We start from the raw sequence: 24001 nt of genomic DNA on the forward strand, positions 1-24001 counted from the left end.
AAGTCAATCCCGATCGGGGGTGCCATGGCCAGTCAACAAGAGGTTAATCAGCCTAGTCCAGATCCGCTCCTACATCCACTCAGTTCTGCCCCACCGCTAACAGGGCCTTCTGCGGAACCAGGAGAGGCTGAGGCCAGTTTCGATCGATCGGCTCCCGCAGCTTCCGCCTACCTCTCGCCGCGACAAGTATTTTCCCCCGAAGGTCTAGAACAATTGAATCAGCGTTCTGACCTGAAAGGCACACTGCAACTCCTCTATCACCTCAGCATCCTAGGGACGAGTGGCTATCTCTGGTTGACCCATTTACAGGACCCATGGATTGGCATTCCGGCTTTAATGGCCTATGGCTTTAGCATTGCAGCTATGTTTGCACCTCTCCACGAATGCGTTCATCGCACTGCTTTTGCCAACAGTCGGGTTAATGATATTGTTGCGTGGCTGGCAGGATTGCTCTCCCTGTATAACAGTACATTCTATCGCCGCTATCACAAGTGGCACCATCGCTATACCCGCATCCCTGGCAAAGACCCCGAACTCACCGATCCCACCCCCAACCATCTTGGTGAATACCTCTGGCAAGTGAGCGGCATTCCCTGGTGGATGGGTAAGGTGCAAGGCCATTACCGCTGCGCGATCGGCCAAATGGAAGATCTCCCCTATATTCCAGCTACAGCTCGATCGGAAGTCCAACGATCGGTACAACTTCAACTGGCTTGCTATGGCCTCGCGATCGGCCTATCGATTTATTTCCACTCGTTTGCGTTCGTTTTGGGTTGGGTTTTACCCCTCGCGATCGGGCAACCCATCTTGCGCCTCATCCTTTTAGCAGAGCACACTGGCTGCACCCTCGATGCCAACCCCTTCACAAATACCCGCACGACCCTCACCTGGCCACCCCTGCGTTGGTTGATGTGGAATATGCCCTTTCATGCGGAACATCACTTCTGCCCTTCCCTACCGTTCCATGCCCTTGGCCAAGCTCACCAACAATTACGATCGCAGTTGCAGCACGTTGCTCCAGGTTACACCGCTGTCAACCTGAATATCATTCAAAACCTGGGCCATCTTCCTCAATAAATTGGCTGTCTTTTCTACAAGATAGATCGTTCTTCTTTTTGTGCCTCCATGACTGAATTTCTGACGTTAACAGAGTTCCCCTTACAGTGTGGGATCGTTTTGCCAGAAATTTGTCTGGCATACCAGATTTATGGTGAGTTCAATCATCCTAGCAATCCCACTAATATCATTCTCTATCCCACGTCCTATGGAGCACAGCACCTAGATTTAGATTGGCTAATCGCCCCGGATGGCATTCTGAATCCAGATCAATACTGCATCATCATGGTTAATATGCTAGGCAATGGTCTTTCCACTTCGCCTAGTAATTCTGCCCACTGTGGTTTAGCCGAACAAAATTTTTGGTTTACCCATTGGGATAATGTTCGTCTACAGGCCCACCTAGTCCTTAACCACCTCGGCATTCAGCAACTTGCGTTAGTCTATGGCTGGTCGATGGGGGCACAACAGGCTTACCACTGGGCCGCTTGCTACCCCGATCGGGTCGCTCGAATTGCAGCCCTGTGTGGCACCGCCCGCACCACGGAGCACAACCAAATCTTTTTGCAGAGCTTGCGCCATGCCCTGACAAGCGATCCCACTTGGACGGGCTGTGGATTTGATGGTGTGCCCGATCGCGGATTGCAAACCTTCGCTCGAATTTATGCCAGTTGGGCCGCTTCTCAAGCCTTTTACCGCGATCGCCTCTACCTGCCCCTTGGTTATTCTTCTTTAGATGACTATCTTTTGCGAGGCTGGGAGGCGGGCTACCGGAAACGCGATCCACGGAACCTAATTGCAATGATTGATACATGGTTGCGCTGCGATGTCAGCGATAATCCAATCTATCACGGAGATTACCGGGCCGCGCTCGCTGCCATTCAAGCAAAAACGCTGATTATGCCGGGAGCAACGGATCTGTATTTTACGCCGGAGGACTGCAAAGCTGAGGCCGACTTGATTCCCAACGCACAATATCTACCGATTCCTTCCCTGTGGGGACACCGTGCAGGCAACCCCTACCAACATCCCCCAGATGCAACATTTATTCGATCGGCGATTGCAGCATTGTTAGCGGAGTGATTTGCGAAGGATTGGTGTGTGCTTCCTCAGCCATTCAGATTTCTATTGACGGACTCGATGTTTCTTCTTAAGGACTCAACACAACCATGGCATTGTCGGAATTGGCCCGCACCCAAGGAATTCGCTACTTCCTGATTTCCTTTACCGATCTCTTTGGGGTACAGCGATCGAAATTAGTTCCCGCCGCTGCGATCGACCCAATTGCCGCAGAGGGAGCCGGGTTTGCTGGGTTCGCAGCCTGGTTGGATATGACTCCAGCCGATCCTGATATTCTGGCGATTCCCGATCCCGATCGCCTAATTCAATTGCCCTGGCAGCGGGATGTGGCTTGGATGCCAGCGGATTTGTACTGGGGAACTGGGGACGCGATCGCCCAAACGCCCCGGTTAACACTCAAGCGCGTGCTGGCCCAAGCCGACGAGTTAGGCTATCGCGTCAAAACTGGCGTGGAGTGCGAATATTTTCTTCTGCAAGCCGATGGAGAACAGCTCTCCGACCCCTACGATCGGGCTGCCAAGCCTTGCTACGACCAACAGGCTCTGATGCGGCGCTATGACGTAATTGCAGAAATCTGTGATGCCATGCTGGAACTGGGTTGGGAACCCTATCAAAATGACCACGAAGACGCCAATGGTCAGTTTGAAATGAATTGGAAATATGCCGATGCCTTGGTAACTGCCGATCGCCATGCTTTTTTTAAATACATGGTGAAATCGATCGCCCAGAAGCAGGGTTATCGCGCGACCTTTATGCCTAAGCCCTTTTCGGATTTAACCGGCAATGGCTGCCATACGCACCTCTCCCTCTGGGATCGCGAGACGACCACTAACCTTTTTGATGATGCCCACGGTGAACTCGGACTGTCGGCCCTGGCCTATCAGTTCATCGCTGGAGTGTTACATTCCGCCAGTGCCCTTTGTGCCATCAGCAACCCCACCGTGAATTCCTACAAACGGCTGAATGCTGCTACGCCCCATTCCGGCGCAACTTGGTCACCCACCACCATTACCTACGGGGGCAACAATCGGACCCATATGATTCGGATTCCCGATCGAGGACGGTTTGAGTGTCGCTTGCCCGACGGTGCGGCGAATCCCTATCTGCTACCCGCTGCGTTGGTGGCGGCAGGTTTAGATGGCATTGTGGAAAAACGCGATCCCGGTGCACGATCGAACATCAATAGCTATACCGATGCAGTCGCACTAAATGTGAAAAGATTGCCCAATAATTTACTCGATGCATTACGGGCCTTAGATAGCAATGCAATCATGCGCGATCGATTAGGCAATGAAATTGTAGATGCCTATCTAAAACTCAAACATCACGAATGGTCGGAGTATACCAACCACCTCAGCAGTTGGGAACTCCGTCATACGTTAGATTGTTAAGGTGATAGCGGTGTGAGGTGAATCAGGGAACCGATCGTTGAAACCATTGGGTAATGCCATCGGCCAACGTATCGGCTAGTTTCACCTGCTCCCGATCGTTGCGAATCCATTCAAATTCATCGGGGTTGATCATATAACCCAATTCCATCAAAATCGATGGGGCCACCGCTGGACGGGTCAACGCTAAGTTATTCCAAGTCACGCCATCGGACGATCGCCCCAAGCGTTTGACCAATCCATCATGTAAAAAAGCCGCCAAGCTCTGGGATTGAGAATGATACCAAAATACAGAAACGCCTTTGGTGCTAATGGCATCGCCATCATCCGGTAAAGCATTGTAATGAATACTTACAGCAATGGTGGGTTCAACTTTATTAATCATGGCCGCCCGATCGTTGGGCCATAGATCCACATCCGCCTCGCGGGTCATGATCACCGTTGCGCCCCGTTGCACCAAGCGATCGCGAACCAGCTTGGAGACTTTCAACGCCACATCCTTTTCCGGCAAGCCTGTAAACCCAACGGCACCCAAATCCTCCGGCCCCCCATGGCCCGGATCGAGCAAAATTTTCAGCCCCGTTAATGGCTTGGCGGCATTGCCCGTCAGTTTCGGTGGGTGGCGCAGGGAGAGAACCAACGTCGAGCCTTCATAGCGCAGTTTGTAGCCCCACTGTTGGTCAGATTTGAGCGCAAAACGATAGTCAATCCGACCCGGTTGCGTCTGCTGCCAATCTAAGCGATCGATCACCGGATTCGTCACCAGCCGCATCGTATCCGTTTGTGCCGTCGCATTATGCAACGTGAGTGTAAATTCCCGATCGCGCTGCTGCACCGTCAGCGGCACCGGCGCTTGCAAAGGAAAGAACACATCTGTCCAACCGTTTTTACTCTGCGATCGAATCCCCCGAATCATCGATTGCACGGGGGTTGCACTCGCGATCGGCTTCGTTTCCGACTTACGAATCCAAGCGCCGTAATCCAAGCGATACCAGTCCCCTTCGCTTCCGGTCACCGTGGCGCGAGTTCCCTTGGGTAAGGGCGTCATGCGGGAATAATCCGTACTGGCTCCCGTGCGGGCTGTGCCTGCTGCTGCTGTGACTTCGATCGTCAAGGGCTGGGTTGGCGAGAGAATTTCAACTTTCCCCGGAGCCAGTTGCGTCAACCGTTGCTGGTTCCATTCCAGTTGATATTCCGGTTGACCTAGATTCACCATTCCGCTGGTCAAGGAACCCTCTGATTTAACCGCACTGTCCCGATCGAACTTGCCACAACCCGTAAATTGTCCCGGCAATTCCTGGGGATGGGTTTTGCCCGTCAGAACCCCTAAATTACTGGGGAGTTCCACCACGGGCTGAAGCTGAAGCGGAATTGTTTGTTGGCCTAGTTTGACTCGAACCTTGGCCTGGGGAGGAGCGATCGCGCTAAAGCATATGGGTTCCCCCGGTTGCCGACTAATATCCACTGCGGGAAGTAGAGAATCCTTGCCAAAGGCTAACCCTTGGGGCAGCTCTGCTTGGCTGGTTTTGCGGGTGACTTCGATCGTCAAGACTTGCCCATTACTGTGTTTCAGAACAAATTGATTTTTTCCGACCTGTAATGGAAAACTAGGCGCAAAATGTCCAGCGACATTACGCACGATCGCTTTACCGTTGATCCACACCTGTCCCTCGGGGGGCGCAGTGCCAATTAAAAAAATCTGTTGCGCTGTGGTTTCGTGGTTAGGTCGGGGATACACCACTTGGAGCGGTTGCGCTGACTGGGATTGCACTGACTGGGATTGCGCTGACTGGGATTGCACTGACTGGGATTGCACTGACTGGGGTTGCGGTGCTTCAGCGGTTTTTTCCAGCGGGTTTCCTGGAGCAGGCTGCTGGCTGGCTGGCTGGGCCTGCACCGATCGCGCCATGACCAGTAACCCTAGAGCCAGTGTCATCGAGGAAGTCAGAATCACCGCCGATCGGTCACGCTTGCCAACTCTTTGATCTACTTGATCTACTAAATATCTGCCCAAAAAATTTTGCATACTACGATCGGTTCACCCGCACCGAGAACAAGATTGTCAAACGATTCTTTCCGTAGTCTACGTCGTTGATCCAGGGTTAGCTGTGATCGCCCCTCCGATCTGACCCATCGTTGCCCTACAATATCTGGGGTAATTCTGCGGCGTGGGCACTCTAAGGTCTTATGACGAAATTTGTCTTTGTCACTGGTGGCGTGGTTTCGAGCATTGGGAAGGGAATCGTAGCAGCCAGTTTGGGGAGACTCCTGAAATCGCGTGACTATTCTGTTTCAATCCTCAAGCTCGATCCCTACATTAATGTCGATCCCGGCACCATGAGTCCCTACCAACATGGGGAAGTGTTTGTCACGGAAGACGGGGCGGAGACGGATTTAGACCTGGGGCACTATGAGCGCTTCACCGATACGTCCATGTCGCGGCTGAATAGTGTCACCACGGGATCGATTTACCAAGCGGTGATTAATAAGGAGCGGCGGGGGGACTACCACGGCGGCACGGTGCAGGTGATCCCCCACATCACCACGGAGATTAAGGAGCGGGTGCATCGGGTGGCGCGGAACACGAATCCCGATGTGGTGATTACGGAAATTGGAGGTACGGTGGGCGACATCGAGTCTTTGCCCTTTCTGGAAGCGATTCGTCAATTCCGTAAGGATGTCGGTCGGCAGAACGTGCTGTATATGCATGTGACGCTGGTTCCCTATATTCCCACCTCTGGAGAATTAAAAACCAAGCCCACCCAGCATTCCGTGAAGGAACTGAGATCGATCGGGATTCAACCGGACATTTTGGTCTGCCGTTGCGATCGGGAAATTGGCGAAGGTTTGAAGGCAAAACTGTCAGAGTTCTGTGATGTGCCAGTTTCTTCGGTCATTACATCTCCCGATGCCAAAAGCATTTATGAAGTACCGCTGATTTTGGAGCAGGAAGGCTTGGCCACCCAAACGATCGAGCTGCTGAATTTGGAGCCTCGCCAACCCGATCTACAACAGTGGCAAACCCTAGTGGAACGGCTCTACAGCCCCGCGCGGCAGATTGAAATTGCGCTGGTGGGCAAATATATCCAGTTAGGCGATGCCTACCTGTCGGTGGTGGAAGCGTTGCGCCATGCCGCGATCGTCACGGGCAGCGGCCTCAATTTGCGCTGGATCAACTCCGAGGACATTGAAACTCGGGGCGCTGAAGCCTTGCTGAAGGGCGTTCACGGGGTGGTGGTGCCCGGTGGATTTGGCATCCGAGGTGTGGATGGAAAAATTGATGCCATTCGCTACGCTCGGGAAAATAAAATTCCCTTCCTGGGCCTCTGCTTAGGGATGCAATGTGCGGTGATTGAATGGGCGCGCAATGTGGCGAAGTTACCCAATGCCCACAGTGCGGAATTTAACGGAGAAACGGAGCACCCGGTGATTAACCTATTGCCGGAGCAAGAAGATGTGGTGGACTTGGGCGGAACGATGCGGTTAGGGGTCTATCCCTGTAAGCTGACACCGGACACCCAGACGATGACACTCTACGGTCAAGAAATTATCTACGAGCGTCATCGCCATCGCTACGAGTTCAATAACCAATACCGTCCGCTGTTCTTGGAAACGGGCTATCAAGTCAGCGGGACTTCTCCCAATGGCCGCTTGGTAGAAATTATCGAACTCCCGAACCATCCGTTCTTTATCGCCAGCCAGTTCCACCCCGAGTTCCAATCCCGACCCAGCAGTTCCCATCCCCTGTTCCGAGGCTTTATGGAAGCAGCAGTACAACAGGTGCAACCGTTATCCGAGGCGATCTCGCCTCCTACGGAAGAAACCCAACCAGAAGCTGCAACCGTGGGCTAGGGATTTGCCCTCATCCCCCAGCCCCTTATTCCAAAATAGGAAGGGGAGCCGGATTCAAAGACCCTCTAGTCTCCAGCAGTTCGGCCATGAATTGAAAGTGCTAGCATTTTGCAAGGAAGTGCTAGCACTTTTTAATGTGAGTGCTGGTTAGGAATGCTGACATTTGGGAAACACATTCGGGAAAAAGGCAACACTGGCCCACCCAAGACAGGAGCTGAGGGATGACGATCGCCAAGCATAGACCGTTAACCTTTGATGAATTTTGGGGACAGTATGGCGACAACGATCGCTATGAGTTGATTGATGGGGAGCTATTCGACTTGGAACCGACGGGCAACCACGAGCAGGTAGGAGCCTTTATTGCCAGGAAGCTAAACGTCCAGATCGACATCCTGGATTTGCCCTACTTCATTCCCCAGCGCTGTGTGATTAAACCGTCTGGGGATTGGACAGGGTTGCGTCCGGACTTGGTGGTGCTCGATCGGGACAGTTGGGAGGCCGAACCCCTCTGGCAACGGGAACCGATCATCACCTTAGGTAGGTCAATTAAGCTGGTGGTAGAGGTGGTGAGTGGCAACTGGCAAAACGACTACGCTCGCAAAACCGATGAATATGCCATCCTGGGGATTCCTGAATATTGGATTGTGGACTATGCAGGGCTAGGCGGAACTGACTTCATCGGTAAACCGAAGCAACCCACCCTGACGATCTGCACCCTACACAACGATCGCTATGAAAAACAAATCCTTCGAGGCGACAGCCCGATCGTGTCTCCCACGTTTCCCGGACTCCGGTTAACCGCAAAACAAGTGTTGCAAGCAGGACAGGGGTTTTAAGTAGGAAAAGTATTATAAGCAGAATATAGAATGAGGTGCGGGATGACGATCGCGACCCCCCAAAAAATGAGCCTTGAGGAATATCTGACCTATGACGACGGGACTGATACCCGCTATGAATTGGTGGATGGGGTATTAGTAGAGATGGGTGCGGAAAGTGATATTAACGTTGAAATTGCAGGATTTCTCTTTTCGGTTCTGCTTCAGTTTGTCCCCCACTATCTGTTGCGGCGAGGAACGGAATTGGTAGTCTCTAGCCAAGTTGCGACCAGTCGCCAGCCTGACCTCACAGTCTTAACAGTGCCAGGAAGAATCGCGCTACAGGGAACAGCCCGATCGATCATCACCCCAGATATGCCCCCGCCCCAATTGGTGATAGAAGTGGTCTCCCCTGGATCGGAATCCAGTGATAATTACCAACGGGATTATGTGCAGAAACCGACTGAGTACGCAGCACGGGGCATTGCCGAATATTGGATTGTCGATCCGGAGCGATCCGTTGTCTCGATCGGGGTTCTGATGGATCAGCGTTACCAGTTTCAACCCTTTCAAGGCGACAGCCCGATCGTGTCTCCCACGTTCCCCGGACTCACGTTGACTGCAGAACAAGTGTTGCAAGCAGGACAGGGGTTTTAAGTAGGAAAAGTATCATAAGCAGAATATAGAAGAGGTGCGGGATGACGATCGCGACTCACAAGCTAACGTTTGAGGAGTATTTGACCTTTGAGGATGGAACAGATACCCGCTACGAATTGGTCAATGGTGACTTAATCCCTATGAGTCTAGGAACGGGGTTGCACGGCGAAATCATCTGGGATTTAACCCGTGTATTGGAGCAAGAGATTCAACGGTTAGACCTTGACTGGGTGGCGAGACCGGCCTTAATCGGTGTTCAGTCGCCTCGGGGAGGACGATGGGATACTTCACGGATTCCCGATATTACCGTGCTATCGTCTAGCCAATGGGCCGAGATGAAAGGGCGAGAAGCGGTGATTCGTCTATCGGAAGCCCCGCCTAGCTTAGTTGTGGAAGTCGTCAGTACGTCCACTAAGCCGGATGATTATGGCGCGAAATGGTCAGAATACTCAGTGCTAAACATTCCTGAATATTGGATTGTGGATCCGACTGACGCAGCCATCACGATTTGTAGACTGGAGAACGGACGGTATCAAGATGCCCTGTATCGCGGGGATTATCCGATCGTGTCTCCCACGTTTCCCGGACTCACGTTGACCGCCGTGCAAGTGCTCAATGCTGGAACTTTAGGCTGAAGCGAGTTCTTGGAAACTGTTCGATCGCCCTTTAACCGTTCTCTCCAGTTGCTTTTTAACCTCAACCCTTGAGTTGAATCAGATATCCACAACGGTGCTCACCATCCACCAGCCAATGGGTACGCTCCACCGAGCAATCCTGAAGGGCGATCGCGAACATTTCCAACTCATGGCCACAAATATTGGGAAAGGATTCCGCAATGTGGGAAATGGCGCAGTTATATTCCGTCATCACATATTTCGGGCGAGTCGCATCCTCATCCACCAGATAGAACTCCGCCATGTAGCCTTCCGCCCGTCGCAGTTCCACCAACGCCTGCACCCGTTCCGCCAGCGTGCCACTCCCGAGGGCGTCCTGGTAATCCTGGGCCTTACGTTCCCACTGTTTCCGCAAAATGTCGTTGACCTGATCCTTCCCCACCGTTTCCGCCAGCGTATCCAGCAGCGACACCGCAAACTCATCGTAGCGATCGGGAAACTGCGATCGGCCTTTTTTGCTCAACTCATAAATATGATTAGGGCGACCCATCCCGGCCTGCACCGTTTTGTGGTGGATCAGTCCCTCAATTTCCAAATCCTTCAGGTGACGACGGATGGCCTGGGGGGACACCTGGAGTTGTTGCGCCAAATCCTGCGCGGAAGATTCACCCTGCTTCAATAGAAATTGCAGGATATCTTGCTTTGTCGATGGCTGCTGTGTTTGGGTCATACCGTTGCGCAGTCTCTACTAAGCGAGTCTATAAGCGATCGCACTTAACTGATGACGAAATCTAGATCCTGAAAACCTAGATCGTGAGAATTAGACGATGAAATTGAATGGCTGGATGCCACGAAAGACTTTGACAACATACTTTGACAACATGGGTGTTGCCAAAGTACTCTACAATTAAAGTTGAGCAACATAGGTGTTGTTTTAATTATAAGATCAACGGTTAACTGTTGTCGTTTAAGCGAATTACGCTGTTGCTATGAGTTTAGAACCCCCCAAGCAAGCCTCTGAAAAGAACCTCGAAATCATGAAAAGCTTCGCAGAAAGCTATGCGAAGCGGACAGGAACCTACTTTTGCGTAGATCCTGGCGTGACTGCGGTGGTGCTGGAAGGATTGGCCAAGCATAAGGAAGACCTGGGTGCTGCGCTCTGTCCCTGTCGTCACTACGAGGACAAGGAAGCCGAGGTGAAAGCCACCTATTGGAACTGCCCCTGCGTGCCCATGCGGGAGCGTAAGGAGTGCCACTGTATGCTGTTCTTGACGCCGGACAATGATTTCGCTGGCGACAAACAATCCATCACCGTTGAAGAAATTCGCACCCTAACCGGCCACTAATCACTGCCCATTCATCCTGCCCACTCAACCAACTGCCCGCGAGAGACTGCGAGAACACGACCATGAGTGCAACTGTTCAGAACCTGGTCAATCAGCCCTACAAGTACGGGTTCGTGACCAACATTGAGTCCGACACGATTCCCAAAGGGTTGAACGAAGACGTCATTCGGCTCATTTCCGCCAAAAAGGAAGAGCCGGAATGGATGTTGGAGTTTCGGCTGCGGGCCTATCGCCAGTGGCTGAAGATGACTGATCCGATGTGGGCCCATGTGGACTATCCCCCGATCGACTACCAGGACATCATTTACTACTCCGCGCCTAAGGTGAAGGAAAAGAAAAAGAGCCTGGATGAGGTCGATCCGGAACTGCTCGATACCTTTGAGAAATTGGGCATTCCCCTGTCGGAACAGAAGCGCTTGGCTAACGTGAATGTGGCTGTGGACGCCATTTTTGACAGTGTGTCCGTGGCGACGACGTTTAAGGACAAGTTGGCAGAGCATGGCGTGATCTTTTGCTCGATGTCCGAGGCGATCAAAGACCATCCTGAGTTGATTCGAAAGTATTTGGCCAGCGTGGTTCCGATCGCCGATAACTTTTATGCCGCGTTGAATTCGGCGGTCTTTAGCGATGGCTCGTTTGTCTTTGTGCCCAAGGGCGTGAAGTGTCCCATGGAACTGTCCACCTATTTCCGGATTAACAACGGGGAGTCGGGGCAGTTTGAGCGGACGTTGATTGTGGCGGAGGAAGGGGCGTCGGTGAGCTACCTGGAAGGTTGCACGGCACCGATGTATGACTCGAACCAACTCCACGCAGCGGTGGTGGAACTGGTGACGCTGGATGATGCGGATATTAAATATTCCACCGTGCAAAACTGGTACGCCGGGGATAAGAACGGTAAGGGTGGCATTTACAACTTCGTGACCAAGCGCGGTCTGTGTCAGGGCAAGAACTCCAAAATTTCCTGGACACAGGTGGAAACGGGTTCGGCCATCACCTGGAAGTACCCCAGTTGTGTACTGGTGGGTGACAATTCTGTGGGTGAGTTTTATTCCGTGGCGCTGACGAATAATTACCAGCAGGCCGACACGGGGACCAAGATGGTGCACATTGGCAAAAACACCAAGAGCACGATCGTCTCCAAGGGGATTTCCGCTGGGCATTCCAAAAATAGTTATCGCGGCTTAGTGAAAATTGGCCCGAAGGCGTCGGGGGCGCGCAACTATTCCCAGTGCGACTCGATGCTGATTGGCGATGGTGCGGAGGCCAATACCTTCCCCTACATCCAGGTGCAGAATAATACGGGTAAGGTGGAACACGAAGCGTCAACTTCTAAGATTGGGGAAGACCAGCTTTTCTACTTTGCTCAGCGGGGCATTTCCATGGAAGACGCGGTGTCGATGATGATCAGCGGCTTCTGTAAGGATGTGTTTAATCAGTTGCCGATGGAATTTGCGGTGGAGGCTGATAAGCTGTTGGCGCTGAAGTTGGAAGGTAGCGTGGGGTAGGTTGATCGTTCCGGTCTCAACGGAGGCGTGCTGATGGAACCGCTGGAACTGGAGTTAGTTGACGCTGAAATTGAGCTTGTATCGGGAATCGATCTAGCGCTATTGCGAGCAGGCCATCTCACAGAGCTAGAGGTTCATCGGTGTGTCGTGACTGCAACCGTCGATCGCAAATCAACGATGTTGGTCATTTCACCGGAAGTTCAGCAGCAGCTTAATCTTCGAGTCATCAGAAGCGTAGAAGCTGAGTTTGCTGACGGTTCTAGTGAACCATATGGCGTAGTTGGCCCCGTTGAAGTACGATTCCAAAACCGTCGAACTTCCGTTGAGGCCCTCGTTATCCCCAATTCCACCAAAGTGTTGCTAGGGGAAATTCCCATGGAAGGGATGGATGTTTTGATTGATCCAAAACGAGAACGATTGATCGTCAATCCCGACAGCCCCGATGTTGCCAAGGTTTTATTAATGTAGGTACCCGGAATTGGTTGTAATTTATGTCTAATCCATTATTCTCGCGATATAGCCAAGGAGAAAATCGAGTGACTGCAAGTATTCTGGCGGTATTCGAGCGAATTTCATTTTCCTTGGTTGAGCGGATTCTACAAATTCTTTGTGAAGAGCCTAACCAAGCTCTTTTAGAAGTCAAAAATCAGATAAAGGTCAAGGGCGCTAAGTCTATTCCGGATGGGGCTATTCAAGCATCCTTTGCCTACTGGATTGAGACAAAAGTTGTGCCTAATGCTGTCTGGTATGGCCAACTTCAGGAACATCTTAAGGCTCTTCAGGAATACCCAAATATTGCCCAGAAAAAACTGATTGTTCTGACGCCCGATGATAAGACACCTGAAGCAGTGACGCAGCTCAATTCACCTTTAGTTGTTTGGGCGAGTTTCAACAGTTTGGCAAATGCGATCGCAGAAGTCTTGAAAACCGATGAATCCTGGTTGACTTCTGATTTTCCCTTAGCCAGTGAACAAGAGAGATTTCTGCTGCGAGAACTGGTGCAGATGTTTTTGGCGGAAGGTTTGCTCAATTCAGGTAAATCTGATGCCGTATTAATTGTTCCAGCTAGAGGAGCAATTAAGGACTATGAAAACTATTCAGTTTATCTGTGTCAGCCTAATCGATCGTTTCAAAAGGTCGAATACATCGGTTTCTATCACAACGGTGTCATCGATCGCAGAATTGCAAAAGTTCTAGCTCCTCCAATCGAGAGTGTGGTATTGGATGAAGAGGGAATTGAGGCTGAGGCACTCAGTAACCTAGATGACACTATCCGCGCTAGTCTACGAGATCTAGTTCAGAAGGTAAAAATCGATCAAGCATGGGCCTATAGAGATACCGTGAAAGTTTTCCTGCTATCAGCAATGGATTCCCAGGAAACGATTCAGTTAAAGCAAGATATCCGTAATGACTTAAGAAATGACGCTGGGAAACCCTATGCTTTCACCTACGGTCAACGCTATGTTCCCCTCTCAAGTTTGATCAAACATCCGATGACAATTTCCGAACTGCTCAACAGCGCCTAGCCCTTGAGTCATGCCCTGAGACTAAATTTTGATTACAGAGGAGATGATTTGTGATTCGCAATAATGCAGAGTTGATTTTATTGGTCAAAAATTTGACTGCCGATGTAGATGAAATCTAAATCCTTAAGGGCTTAAGATCAAGAGCGAGAACGATTGATCGTCAATCCCGATAGCCCGGATGTTGCCAAGATGATGTTGATGTGAGGTGCCCATGGTGCAAGCCATCTCAGCCAGCCAAGTTGATTTGAGGGAGTTGACCCAGCGGTTTAACCTCCAGGCAACCCGCGACCCGGCCTTCTTCCCAGAATGGCGAGAAGGGCTCACCGAATTGACGGACAATGAGCGGCAAGTCCTCGACAAAATCCAGACGGGTTACTGGAATTTGGTTGAACATCCGCCTCTGCTGGAGCGAGCCATTCAAATTTCCGTCCTCGGCCCCATTTTGTTGCTAGGCGATTTTTATCTACCGCCCTTTCACATCCAAGCTGAAAAGTCGATCGAAATTGCGGCGGAAGATGGTGATCAACTGATTCGAGGTCGCATTGATGTCCTCTTAATCAAGACCGATTTTTGGGTACTGGTGATTGAGTCCAAGGAAGCGGAGTTCTCCGTTGAAGCGGGACTGCCTCAAACTCTCAGCTACCTGCTAGCAAACCCCGATCGGGAGAAACCTAGCTACGGGTTAATTGTCAGTGGCGGTAGCTTTATGTTCATCAAATTAGTGCAAGGAGCGGTGAATCAATACGGATTATCTCGAATTTTTGAAATTCGGAATCCCGGTAACGACCTGTATGATGTCTTGAAGATTTTGAAACGGATTGCTCAATTATGAATTGCTGATATGAAACGCTAATCATCAATGGAATTCTAAACGAACGAAAACGATTTGCCTTGCAGACTAAATTTAACGCAAACTTGACGCAGTTTTGACGCAGTTAATGAGGGAGAGAACACGGTGGTAACGGACAATCAACCAGTTATTCTATCGGTCAAAGACTTGACCGCCAACGTAGACGGAACCCAGATTCTTAAGGGCTTAAACCTAGAGATCAAAGCAGGGGAAGTCCACGCCATCATGGGGCCGAACGGTTCCGGGAAAAGCACCTTTTCCAAAATCCTCGCAGGCCACCCCGCCTACGAAGTGACCGGAGGCGAAATTATTTTCCGAGGCCAAAATCTACTGGAACTGGAACCGGAAGAACGCGCCCGATCGGGGATCTTCCTGGCCTTCCAATACCCCCTAGAAATTCCCGGCGTCAGCAACCTCGACTTTCTGCGCGTCTCCTACAACGCCAAACGCAAACACGAAGGCTTGGAAGAAATGGATGCCTTCGACTTTGATGACCTAGTGCACGAAAAGCTTGGTCTGCTGAAAATGGATGCGGAATTCCTCGATCGGGGCGTCAACGAAGGCTTCTCCGGTGGGGAGAAAAAGCGCAACGAAATCCTGCAAATGGCGCTGCTAGAGCCGAGTTTAGGCATTCTGGATGAAATCGACTCCGGCTTAGACATCGATGCGCTGCGGATTGTCGCCAGCGGAGTCAATGCGTTATCCAACGAGAATAACGCCATGTTGCTCGTCACCCACTACCAGCGCTTGCTGGACTACATCACCCCCGACTACGTGCACGTCATGGCCAACGGTCGCATCTTGGAAACGGGCACCAAGGAACTGGCACTGGAACTGGAAGCGAAGGGTTACGACTGGATTTTGGAAGGAGCAGCGGCATGACGATCGAAGTCTCTACCCCTATGGCAGTCTCTACCCCCACTGACTCAATTTTGACGAACCCCGAAGTCGGGACGGCCAAAGTCTCCACCAAGGTCGATCGGGCTGCCTACCTGGGCAATTTGCTCAGCCTGCGATCGCCCGTGGAAAATCTGCCCTGGCTCCAGGAACTGCGCAACCAAGCCGCTGCGATCGTTCAGGAATTAGCCATCCCCACCACCCGCGACGAAGACTGGCGCTTTACCGACCTGTCGGCTTTGGTGGCGCAAACCTGGCAGCAACCTGATCCCGCGATCGACCTGAAAGCCTGTGACAGCATTGTCCTGCCAGAAGCGGGTTGTCGCTTGGTCTTCATGAATGGCGTGTTTAAGCCCCATCTGTCCAAGCTGGAAGACTTACCCGCAGGCGTGTTTGTCGGCAACTTGGCGCAATTGCCCAGCGATCGCCTTGCCGCCGTTCAAGCCGCATTAGGTCACCAAACCGGCGCAGAGGAAGTCTTTACCGCCCTCAATACCGCCAGCTTGACCGATGCCGCGATCGTTTGTATTCCCCGTAACGTCGCAGTGGAAAAACCGATTCACCTCGTGTTTCTCTCCCGAACCGCTGGCACAACGACGATCGCCCAACCCCGCTGCTTAGTCCTGGCGGAAACGGGCAGTGCAGTCACCCTAGTGGAAGAATATTCCTCCGCTGATGCGCCAGGAACTTACTTCACCAATGCCGTGACGGAAGTGGTGGTGGGAGACAATGCCCAGGTGAACCACACCCGCATCCAATGGGAAAACCAACAGGCGTTCCACATTGGCAAAACCGCCGTTTCCCAAGGGCGGGATGCGCGCTACATCTGCACTGCGATTAGCCTCGGCGGCCAAGTGTCCCGGCATCACTTTGAGGTGTATTCCCAGGGTGAGCAGACCCATAGCCAGTTGATGGGCTTGACGATCGTCGATGGCGATCGTACCGCCGACACCCATAGCCTCATCGCCTTCAGCAAGCCCTACTGCACCGCCACCCAGGTGAACAAGTGCATCGCAGATGGCAAGGCCCACGGGGTCTTTAACGGGCGGATTTACGTACCGAAGTTGGCGCAACAAACCGATGCCTCCCAAATGAGCCGAAACTTGGTGCTGTCCTCCAAGGCGCGGATCGACACCAAACCGCAGTTGGAAATTGTGGCGGATAACGTCAAATGCGCCCACGGAGCCACCGTCAGCCAACTGGAGGACGATGAAGTCTTCTATCTCCAGAGCCGGGGCATCGGTGCAGACGCCGCCCGCAAGTTACTGACCTTTGCCTTCGCCACGGAAATCATCAACCAAATTCCCGTCGCCTCCCTGCGGCAATCCCTCACCCAAATGATGCGCGATCGGCAAGCTGCATCGTAGTTGATCCCCCTAAATCCCCCTTCAAAAGGGGGACTTTGAAAGTAATCCGGTTCCCCCTTTTTTAAGGGGGGCTAGGGGGGATCGAACTTCTCGGGAAAACGATAAAATTGCCAACGTCTCCGCCGCCCTCTCTCCCACCGCCACCCATGACTCTCACCCAAGCCACCCCTTCCGCCCAAGCCACGCCCACCCTGGCCCAACAAGTCCGATCGGACTTCCCCATCCTGCACCAGGAAGTCAACGGCAAACCCTTGGTTTATCTGGACAATGCGGCGACTTCGCAAAAGCCGATCGCGGTGTTAGACGCCATTCACCATTACTACGAGCGGGACAATGCCAACGTCCATCGCGGCATCCATACCCTGAGCGCGCGGGCCACGGAAGCCTACGAAGCGGTACGGGATAAAACGGCCCAGTTTGTCAATGCAGCCTCCCGTAACGAGATCGTCTTCACCCGCAACGCCACGGAAGCGATCAACCTGGTGGCCTATGCCTGGGGCATGGGGAGCTTGCAGCCGGGGGATGAAATTATTCTGACGGTGATGGAGCACCACAGTAATTTGGTGCCTTGGCAGTTTGTGGCCCAGCGGACGGGGGCCGTGCTGAAACATGTGCAGTTAAATGCAGAAGAGGGCTTCGACTTCGAGCATTTCACCTCGCTGCTGTCGGAAAAGACTAAACTCGTTTCGGTTGTTCATGTGTCGAATACTCTGGGTTGCATTAACCCGGTGACAGAAATCTGTGCTGCGGCCCACCAAGTCGGCGCGAAGGTGCTGATCGACGGTTGCCAAAGTACGCCCCATTTACCGATCGACGTTCAAGCGATCGACTGTGATTGGTTTGTCGCGTCGGGCCATAAGATGTGCGGGCCAACGGGCGCGGGATTTCTCTACGGCAAGCAGGCGATTCTGGAAGCGATGAATCCCTTCCTAGGCGGTGGGGAAATGATTCAAGATGTCTTTTTGGATCATTCCACCTATGCGGGATTGCCTCACAAGTTCGAAGCCGGGACGCCCGCGATCGCCGAGGTGATTGCCCTAGGTGCAGCGATCGACTACCTCACGGCGATCGGCATGGATAAAATTCACGCCTACGAAGAAGAACTGACCGCCTACCTCTTCCAGCAATTGGCCACGATTCCCAATCTGCGCATCTACGGCCCTAAACCCCAGGCTAACGGCAGCGGACGGGCGGCCCTAGCGGCCTTTACCTATGAAGGGTTACACGCCAATGATCTAGCGACGTTGCTGGATCAATCCGGTGTGGCGATTCGATCGGGGCATCACTGCACCCAACCCCTACACAATCAATTGGATCTCAGTTCCACCGCACGGGCCAGCCTATATTTCTACAATACGTTTGAGGAAATTGATGTCTTTGTTAGTGCCTTGAAGGAGACGATCGAATTTTTCTCAGAATTACTGTAGATCCAGTAGCTCCACAGCTTGTCAGACATGATAATGATTATCATTATCTGATTTTGTGTTAGCATAGCAAGGGTTTGAATCAATCCTACAAGTCCTCCTGTGTGACTCCCACCCAAAGCCTCTGTTCTATCAAGAGCGCTGATCAAGCTGATCGAATCAATCAGCCAGTGGTGCGTCTCCAAGGCAGGTTTTTTCGGGAATTCCCTTAAGCTGCTATGCAATCGTTTCCTGTTACCTTAGTCGCCGGTGCCCCAGGGGTTGGCAAAACCACCTGGATTTACCAGCAGGCCAGTTTGGCTCAATCTGCTGCTTACCTCAATTTAGGGGCAGAGAATTTCCCGATCGACACCACCTACCTGAGCACAGAATGCCCTCAACTGACTGCGATCGCGGTTGATGAGTTGAGTGAATTTCTCCAGCGATCGGATCAGTCCATACCGCTGTTTATTGAACTTGGGTTTCACATCGATCCCGCTTCCTTGGAATTGCCGATCGAACCTGATGCTTGTCGAAAAATTCTCTTGGTGCAGTCTCCACAATTAAGTCAGTCTACAGATGTAGAATCACGATCGGAATCTCAATCGCAATTGCTGATTTCATCAACTAAATCATCGGAATTGTTGCATCAAGACCAACAGAACGATGAGTGGACGGGATGGACTTGTATCTCGCCTGTGGCGTCACCGGAAGATTTTCTAGATCACTTGCCGACGGAAGCTTATGAATCATCACGGCTATCAATTGATCTAACACCAGAGACAACTCTGCAAATCCGTCGATCGTACCTCCGGGGCAAAATTCTAGACGGCAATAGTTTAGAAACCTTTTGGGATGAACTGACTCATGGAGCCTACGGTCACCTCCAGCGGGCTAAGGGAATTTTTGAACTCGTGGATGGCCGTGCGCTCTTGTTGAACTATCGGGCAGGCCATGCTGCTGTCGAACCGTTGGAGCTTTCGCTACCCCGTTGGTTGGAGGGGCCACCCGATCGGTTCAGTGGCTTGGAAGTGGTTGGGACACAGTTAGATCAACCCAGCATTGTACAAACCCTGACTGACTGTTGTTTAGAGGATGCAGCGATCGCCTATTACCAAGCTCAAATCCGCGCATCCCAAGCAGCTTCTCCAGAAGTATCCCAAAGCGTATCCCAAGGAGCAACCGTGTCATGAAAATTGCGGTGATATCCTGTATCCATGGCAATTACGAAGCGCTCAATGCCGTTCTTTCAGATATTGATGCGCAAAATGCCGACAAAATTTACTGCTTAGGGGACTTAGTCGGCTATGGCCCCCATCCCAATGCGGTGGTTGAGATGATTCGATCGCTGGATATTCCCACCTGTCAGGGCTGCTGGGATGAGGACATTGTGGAAGGGTTGAATGCCTGTGAATGTAGCTATCCATCCGTGCTGGCAGAGAAACGGGGCCGACTGGCCCACGAATGGACGAATCAAGTCATTCACCCTGAAACGCGATCGTTCTTAGCCGATCTTCCCTTCAGCCTCCGGGAAGATAACCTCTGCTTTGTCCATGGCAGTCCCCATAACCAGCACGAATATCTCATGCCCGGAATGGATGCTTTTGTGGCCATGGAGCGGGTGATGGCGGCGGGAGCAGATATTTTGTTTTGTGGTCACACCCACATCCCCTATGTCCGCACCTTAGACAGCGGACAACTCCACATTAAAGTCCAAATGGCTCAGCCCAATGGTCAGTCCCAAATTGTCACCGATCGCACCGTGACAACACCGCTAAAACGCATTGTTAACGCAGGTTCCGTGGGGGAACCACGCCATGGTCGGCCTAATGCGACCTATGTGATGTATGACACGAATTGCGATCGCATCACGTTGCGGGAAGTGGAATACAACTATCAAAAAACCTGTGCTGACATTATTGAAAAAGGATTGCCCGCAATCTTTGCATGGCGGTTGGCGCGGGGATTGGAGTTTGCAGAGCGAGCGGATGACCCAACCCATATCTGTGAGCGATAAATGCGAAGCGCTGGCTTACGCGATCGGGCATTGCATTACCCATCCATCAATATCACCCTGCACTAATATCACCCTGCATTAATATCACGCTCAATACAACTTAGAACACGAGGTTAACCATATGGTTGCTAATTCCCAAGAATCAACACTGAATGTTATGACCACCCCCCTGGAACAGCTTGAATCTACAGCAGTCTCAACTGAGCTACCAACGAATGCCTCCTTACCAGCATCAACTTTAGAATCAACTTCAGAGTCAACTTTAGAGTCAGCTTCAGAATCAATAGCAGCAACAGCGGCTTCTGCTCAACTCCATCTTACCCATCGGCCTAGACGGTTACGCCGGACGGAAACCTTGCGCCGTCTGGTGCGGGAACAAACGTTGCATGTGGAAGATTTAATTTATCCCGTCTTTGTGATGGAGGGCGACAATCGCACGATCGAAGTGGAATCGATGCCGGGATGTTACCGCTATACCCTAGATTTGTTGCTGCAAGAAGTACAGGAAGCCTACGATTTGGGAATTGGCGCGATCGCCCTTTTCCCATTGATTTCTGATGCCCAAAAAGACAATGCAGGCACCGAAAGTTATAATCCCGAAGGGCTCGTGCCCCGCGCCATTCGGGCAATCAAACAAGCAGTTCCGGAGATGATTGTCATTGCGGATGTAGCCCTTGATCCTTACAGCAGTGAAGGGCATGATGGTATTGTTCAAGACGGCAAAATTCTCAATGATGAAACCGTTGCCATTTTAGTGAAACAAGCGTTGACCCAAGCGGAGGCGGGGGCTGATTTTGTAGCACCCTCGGATATGATGGATGGTCGAGTCAAAGCGATTCGCCAAGCGTTAGATCAAGCCGGTTGGATTCATGTGGGCATCCTTGCCTACTCTGCGAAGTATGCTTCGGCCTATTACGGCCCCTTCCGAGATGCCCTAAATTCTGCGCCCAAATTTGGGGATAAGAAAACCTATCAAATGGATGCCGCTAACATCCGGGAAGCGATTCGGGAAGTGGAATTGGACATTGCTGAGGGCGCAGATATCTTGATGGTCAAACCCGCTTTGGCTTACTTAGACGTGATTTGTCAGATTAAACAGCAAACCCATTTACCGATCGCGGCCTACAACGTCAGTGGTGAGTACGCCATGATTAAGGCGGCAGCCGCGCAGGGTTGGATTGATGAATCCAAAGTCGTGTTGGAAACCTTGACCAGCATGAAGCGGGCGGGCGCAGATTTGATTCTTACCTACTTTGCCAAAACCGTTGCTAAGATGTTGAACTAACAGAATCGTTTGAAGTAACAGAATCGTTGAAACCAACAGAACCGTTTGAACTAACAGAACCGTTTGAACTAACCGGATCTTCAAGTCACAGGATTGAGTTTCGAGTTAGATTTACAAGTTAGATTTACAAGTTCCTAGAAATCAGTGATGACCTGTCAGCATTCCTGCTAGAGTTGCCCTAAACATTCCTTGGAGGAAAGGTAATGCAACACCCGGAAAATCATCCAACTGGTAAACATCAAACCCTGCCATCCATTATCGATTTGCCGAAGCGAGGAATGCCCGTCACGGTGATTACGGGCTTTCTGGGCAGCGGAAAAACCACGTTGCTCAATCACATTTTGAATAACCGCAATGACTTGAAAGTGGCGGTGTTGGTCAATGAGTTTGGCGATATTGATATCGACACCCAACTCCTCGTCTCGATCGACGAAGACATGGTGCAACTGAGTAATGGTTGCATTTGTTGCACGATTAATGATGGCTTGGTGGATGCGGTGTATCGGGTGTTGGAACGGGACGATCGGGTGGATTACCTCGTGATTGAAACGACGGGGGTGGCTGATCCTCTACCGATCGTCATGACGTTCCTTGGGACGGAATTGCGGGATTTGGTTCGTTTAGATTCCATCCTGACCCTAGTGGATGCAGAAACCTTTACGCCGGATCACTTTGACAGCGAGGCCGCCATTCACCAAATCCTCTACGGCGATATTGTGCTTCTGAATAAAACGGACTTAGCCCCCCCGCAACAAGTAGAAGCCCTAGAAACCTACATTCATACGATCAAAGACGGTGCACGAATCATCCGCTGTCAGCATGGGGAGGTTCCCTTACCGTTACTTCTAGATGTGGGCTATAACAACCCCAATGCCTACGCAGAACTGTTGGGAGAAGGAAATTCCGTCGATCGCTCAGCCCAAGCGCACGAGCATCACGAGCATCATGGTCAGCACGAGCAGGATCACTCTGATCACCATGCTCACCATGCTCATAACCATAGTCACGATCACAGTCACGATCACAGCCACGGTCATAACCACGATCACAGCCACGGTCATAGCCACAGCCACGATCACGGCCACGATCATGATCATCAAGCCCATCCTATTTCTCATCATTTAGCAAATGATGGCTTTGTAGCGGTTTCCTACACTAGCGATCGGCCCTTTGAGTTGACTAAGTTTCAAGCATTTCTGGATCACTTGCCGCAGACGATTTTTCGAGGCAAAGGGATTCTGTGGTTTGCGGAAAGCCAATTAAGACACATTTTTCAACTCAGTGGAAAACGGTGTAGCCTAGAGGTCGATGAATGGAAAACTCAACGCTGCAACCAAATTGTATTAATCGGGCGGGATTTGGATACGGAAGGTATTCGAAAAGCCCTGGCCGATTGCCAAGTTACGACGGTCCCCACAGTTCCCCTCAGTGGCGTGACTTCCTAAGGCGTAACTTCCTAAGTTTCTACAGTTGCGAAGGTTCATCGAGACTTTCATGACATTTTCGCAGGGCCTATGGTGAGATATCTCGCAAGAGTGCTCGCCACCCTTGTAGAAAACCTGCCTGTGTAGAAAACCTGTCTGGTTCTTGATCAGGTAACCCGTTCCCCACCCTTATCTACTGCAAACTCTGTTAGAGACCCCCATGAATTATCCTTCCATGACCGAATCGTCGATCGAACGTAGCCTGGTTGAACCCACGGCAGATAGCACGATCGCAGCCCTGAAGACCCAAGCCCACCCTCCCGTTTCCGATGCAGAAATGATGCAGGCTGTGCGAACTTTGCTGATTGGACTGGGGGAAGATCCCGATCGGGAAGGACTGCGCGACACGCCCAAACGAGTGGTCAAAGCGTTGCAATTCCTCACCCAGGGCTATCACCAATCCCTCGATGAATTACTCAATGGGGCTGTTTTCCACGAAAATACCAATGAAATGGTGCTCGTGCGAGATATTGACCTATTTAGCTCCTGTGAACACCATATTTTGCCCATTATTGGGCGCGTTCATGTTGCCTACATTCCCAATGGGAAGGTGATTGGGCTGTCGAAAATTGCCCGCATTTGTGAAATGTACGCCCGACGCCTTCAGGTGCAAGAACGACTGACCGCACAGATTGCTGATGCGTTGCAGGGCTTGCTCAAGCCGCAGGGGGTGGCTGTGGTGGTTGAAGCCACGCATATGTGCATGGCCATGCGCGGGGTGCAAAAGCCCGGTTCCTGGACCGCAACCAGCGCCATGAAAGGCGTCTTTGCAGAGGATCCCAAAACTCGCCAGGAATTTATGAGCCTGATTCAACATCGGCCTGCTTTTCATTAATTGCGGCGGTTGATCAAGATTGTT

The 24001-nt window shown here is 51.6% G+C and carries 22 protein-coding genes; 20 read left to right on the plus strand and 2 right to left on the minus strand.

The features are described 5' to 3' along the window. Window positions 1–24 precede the first annotated feature (24 nt). The 3 genes from H6G21_RS09270 (at window position 25) to glnT (ending at window position 3527) form a co-directional block, all read left to right on the plus strand. A complete protein-coding gene (locus H6G21_RS09270) occupies window positions 25–1077 on the plus strand; it encodes a fatty acid desaturase family protein (RefSeq protein WP_190572987.1) in 1053 nt (350 codons plus the stop codon). Between the two features lie 48 nt (window positions 1078–1125). Next, entirely contained in the window at window positions 1126–2139 is a 1014-nt protein-coding gene (locus H6G21_RS09275) for an alpha/beta fold hydrolase (protein WP_190572989.1), read from the plus strand. A gap of 86 nt (window positions 2140–2225) precedes the next feature. Then, window positions 2226–3527 carry a type III glutamate--ammonia ligase gene (gene glnT, locus H6G21_RS09280; protein ID WP_190572991.1) on the plus strand — a complete coding sequence of 434 codons (1302 nt, stop codon included), beginning with the start codon at window positions 2226–2228 and terminating at the stop codon, window positions 3525–3527. 22 nt (window positions 3528–3549) lie between these two features. On the opposite strand, the gene H6G21_RS09285 is transcribed toward glnT, so the two are convergent. Beyond that, a complete protein-coding gene (locus H6G21_RS09285; RefSeq protein ID WP_242041738.1) occupies window positions 3550–5550 on the minus strand; it encodes an N-acetylmuramoyl-L-alanine amidase in 2001 nt (666 codons plus the stop codon). 161 nt (window positions 5551–5711) lie between these two features. Here H6G21_RS09285 and H6G21_RS09290 point away from each other — a divergent pair, with 161 nt between their 5' ends. The 4 genes from H6G21_RS09290 to H6G21_RS09305 all read left to right on the plus strand — a co-directional run bounded on the left by H6G21_RS09290 (window position 5712) and on the right by H6G21_RS09305 (window position 9483). Further along, complete coding sequence (locus H6G21_RS09290) at window positions 5712–7376, plus strand: CTP synthase (protein ID WP_190572993.1); 1665 nt, start codon at window positions 5712–5714, stop codon at window positions 7374–7376. Between the two features lie 221 nt (window positions 7377–7597). Next, window positions 7598–8212, plus strand: coding sequence for a Uma2 family endonuclease (locus H6G21_RS09295; RefSeq protein WP_190572995.1), 615 nt, complete (start codon window positions 7598–7600; stop codon window positions 8210–8212). A gap of 42 nt (window positions 8213–8254) precedes the next feature. Further along, on the plus strand, window positions 8255–8848 hold the full coding sequence (locus tag H6G21_RS09300) for a Uma2 family endonuclease (RefSeq protein ID WP_190572997.1): 594 nt from the start codon (window positions 8255–8257) through the stop codon (window positions 8846–8848). A 41-nt stretch (window positions 8849–8889) separates the two neighbouring features. Then, window positions 8890–9483, plus strand: a complete 594-nt coding sequence (locus H6G21_RS09305; RefSeq protein WP_190573000.1) for a Uma2 family endonuclease — start codon at window positions 8890–8892, stop codon at window positions 9481–9483. 61 nt (window positions 9484–9544) lie between these two features. Here H6G21_RS09305 and sufR read toward each other — a convergent pair whose 3' ends face one another. Then, window positions 9545–10192, minus strand: a complete 648-nt coding sequence (gene sufR, locus H6G21_RS09310) for an iron-sulfur cluster biosynthesis transcriptional regulator SufR (RefSeq protein WP_190573001.1) — start codon at window positions 10190–10192, stop codon at window positions 9545–9547. A 259-nt stretch (window positions 10193–10451) separates the two neighbouring features. Here sufR and H6G21_RS09315 point away from each other — a divergent pair, with 259 nt between their 5' ends. The 13 genes from H6G21_RS09315 (at window position 10452) to folE (ending at window position 23977) form a co-directional block, all read left to right on the plus strand. Beyond that, window positions 10452–10808 carry a ferredoxin-thioredoxin reductase catalytic domain-containing protein gene (locus tag H6G21_RS09315; RefSeq protein ID WP_190573003.1) on the plus strand — a complete coding sequence of 119 codons (357 nt, stop codon included), beginning with the start codon at window positions 10452–10454 and terminating at the stop codon, window positions 10806–10808. 62 nt (window positions 10809–10870) lie between these two features. After that, window positions 10871–12313 carry a Fe-S cluster assembly protein SufB gene (sufB, locus tag H6G21_RS09320; protein WP_190573005.1) on the plus strand — a complete coding sequence of 481 codons (1443 nt, stop codon included), beginning with the start codon at window positions 10871–10873 and terminating at the stop codon, window positions 12311–12313. Between the two features lie 33 nt (window positions 12314–12346). Continuing rightward, window positions 12347–12781, plus strand: coding sequence for a clan AA aspartic protease (locus H6G21_RS09325; RefSeq protein WP_190573007.1), 435 nt, complete (start codon window positions 12347–12349; stop codon window positions 12779–12781). Window positions 12782–12804: 23 nt separating this feature from the next. Continuing rightward, window positions 12805–13839, plus strand: coding sequence for a hypothetical protein (locus H6G21_RS09330; RefSeq protein WP_190573009.1), 1035 nt, complete (start codon window positions 12805–12807; stop codon window positions 13837–13839). 211 nt (window positions 13840–14050) lie between these two features. Beyond that, entirely contained in the window at window positions 14051–14671 is a 621-nt protein-coding gene (locus H6G21_RS09335; RefSeq protein ID WP_190573011.1) for a restriction endonuclease subunit R, read from the plus strand. A gap of 123 nt (window positions 14672–14794) precedes the next feature. After that, window positions 14795–15571, plus strand: coding sequence for a Fe-S cluster assembly ATPase SufC (gene sufC / locus H6G21_RS09340; RefSeq protein ID WP_190573013.1), 777 nt, complete (start codon window positions 14795–14797; stop codon window positions 15569–15571). Beyond that, window positions 15568–16953: a Fe-S cluster assembly protein SufD gene (sufD, locus tag H6G21_RS09345; RefSeq protein ID WP_190573015.1), complete on the plus strand. Its 1386-nt coding sequence runs from the start codon at window positions 15568–15570 to the stop codon at window positions 16951–16953. The genes sufC and sufD overlap by 4 nt, the downstream gene beginning before the upstream one ends. A 146-nt stretch (window positions 16954–17099) precedes the next feature. After that, window positions 17100–18380, plus strand: a complete 1281-nt coding sequence (locus H6G21_RS09350; protein WP_190573233.1) for a SufS family cysteine desulfurase — start codon at window positions 17100–17102, stop codon at window positions 18378–18380. A 215-nt stretch (window positions 18381–18595) separates the two neighbouring features. After that, window positions 18596–19549, plus strand: a complete 954-nt coding sequence (locus H6G21_RS09355; RefSeq protein ID WP_190573017.1) for a hypothetical protein — start codon at window positions 18596–18598, stop codon at window positions 19547–19549. Further along, window positions 19546–20373, plus strand: a complete 828-nt coding sequence (locus H6G21_RS09360; protein WP_190573019.1) for a metallophosphoesterase family protein — start codon at window positions 19546–19548, stop codon at window positions 20371–20373. The genes H6G21_RS09355 and H6G21_RS09360 overlap by 4 nt, the downstream gene beginning before the upstream one ends. A gap of 121 nt (window positions 20374–20494) precedes the next feature. Beyond that, a complete protein-coding gene (hemB, locus tag H6G21_RS09365; RefSeq protein WP_242041739.1) occupies window positions 20495–21658 on the plus strand; it encodes a porphobilinogen synthase in 1164 nt (387 codons plus the stop codon). A gap of 203 nt (window positions 21659–21861) precedes the next feature. Next, window positions 21862–23103, plus strand: a complete 1242-nt coding sequence (locus H6G21_RS09370; RefSeq protein WP_190573021.1) for a GTP-binding protein — start codon at window positions 21862–21864, stop codon at window positions 23101–23103. Window positions 23104–23302: 199 nt separating this feature from the next. Further along, window positions 23303–23977 carry a GTP cyclohydrolase I FolE gene (gene folE, locus H6G21_RS09375; protein ID WP_347277999.1) on the plus strand — a complete coding sequence of 225 codons (675 nt, stop codon included), beginning with the start codon at window positions 23303–23305 and terminating at the stop codon, window positions 23975–23977. Window positions 23978–24001: the final 24 nt, after the last annotated feature.

Source organism: Alkalinema sp. FACHB-956 (assembly GCF_014697025.1).
Taxonomy (GTDB): Bacteria; Cyanobacteriota; Cyanobacteriia; order Leptolyngbyales; family Leptolyngbyaceae; genus Alkalinema.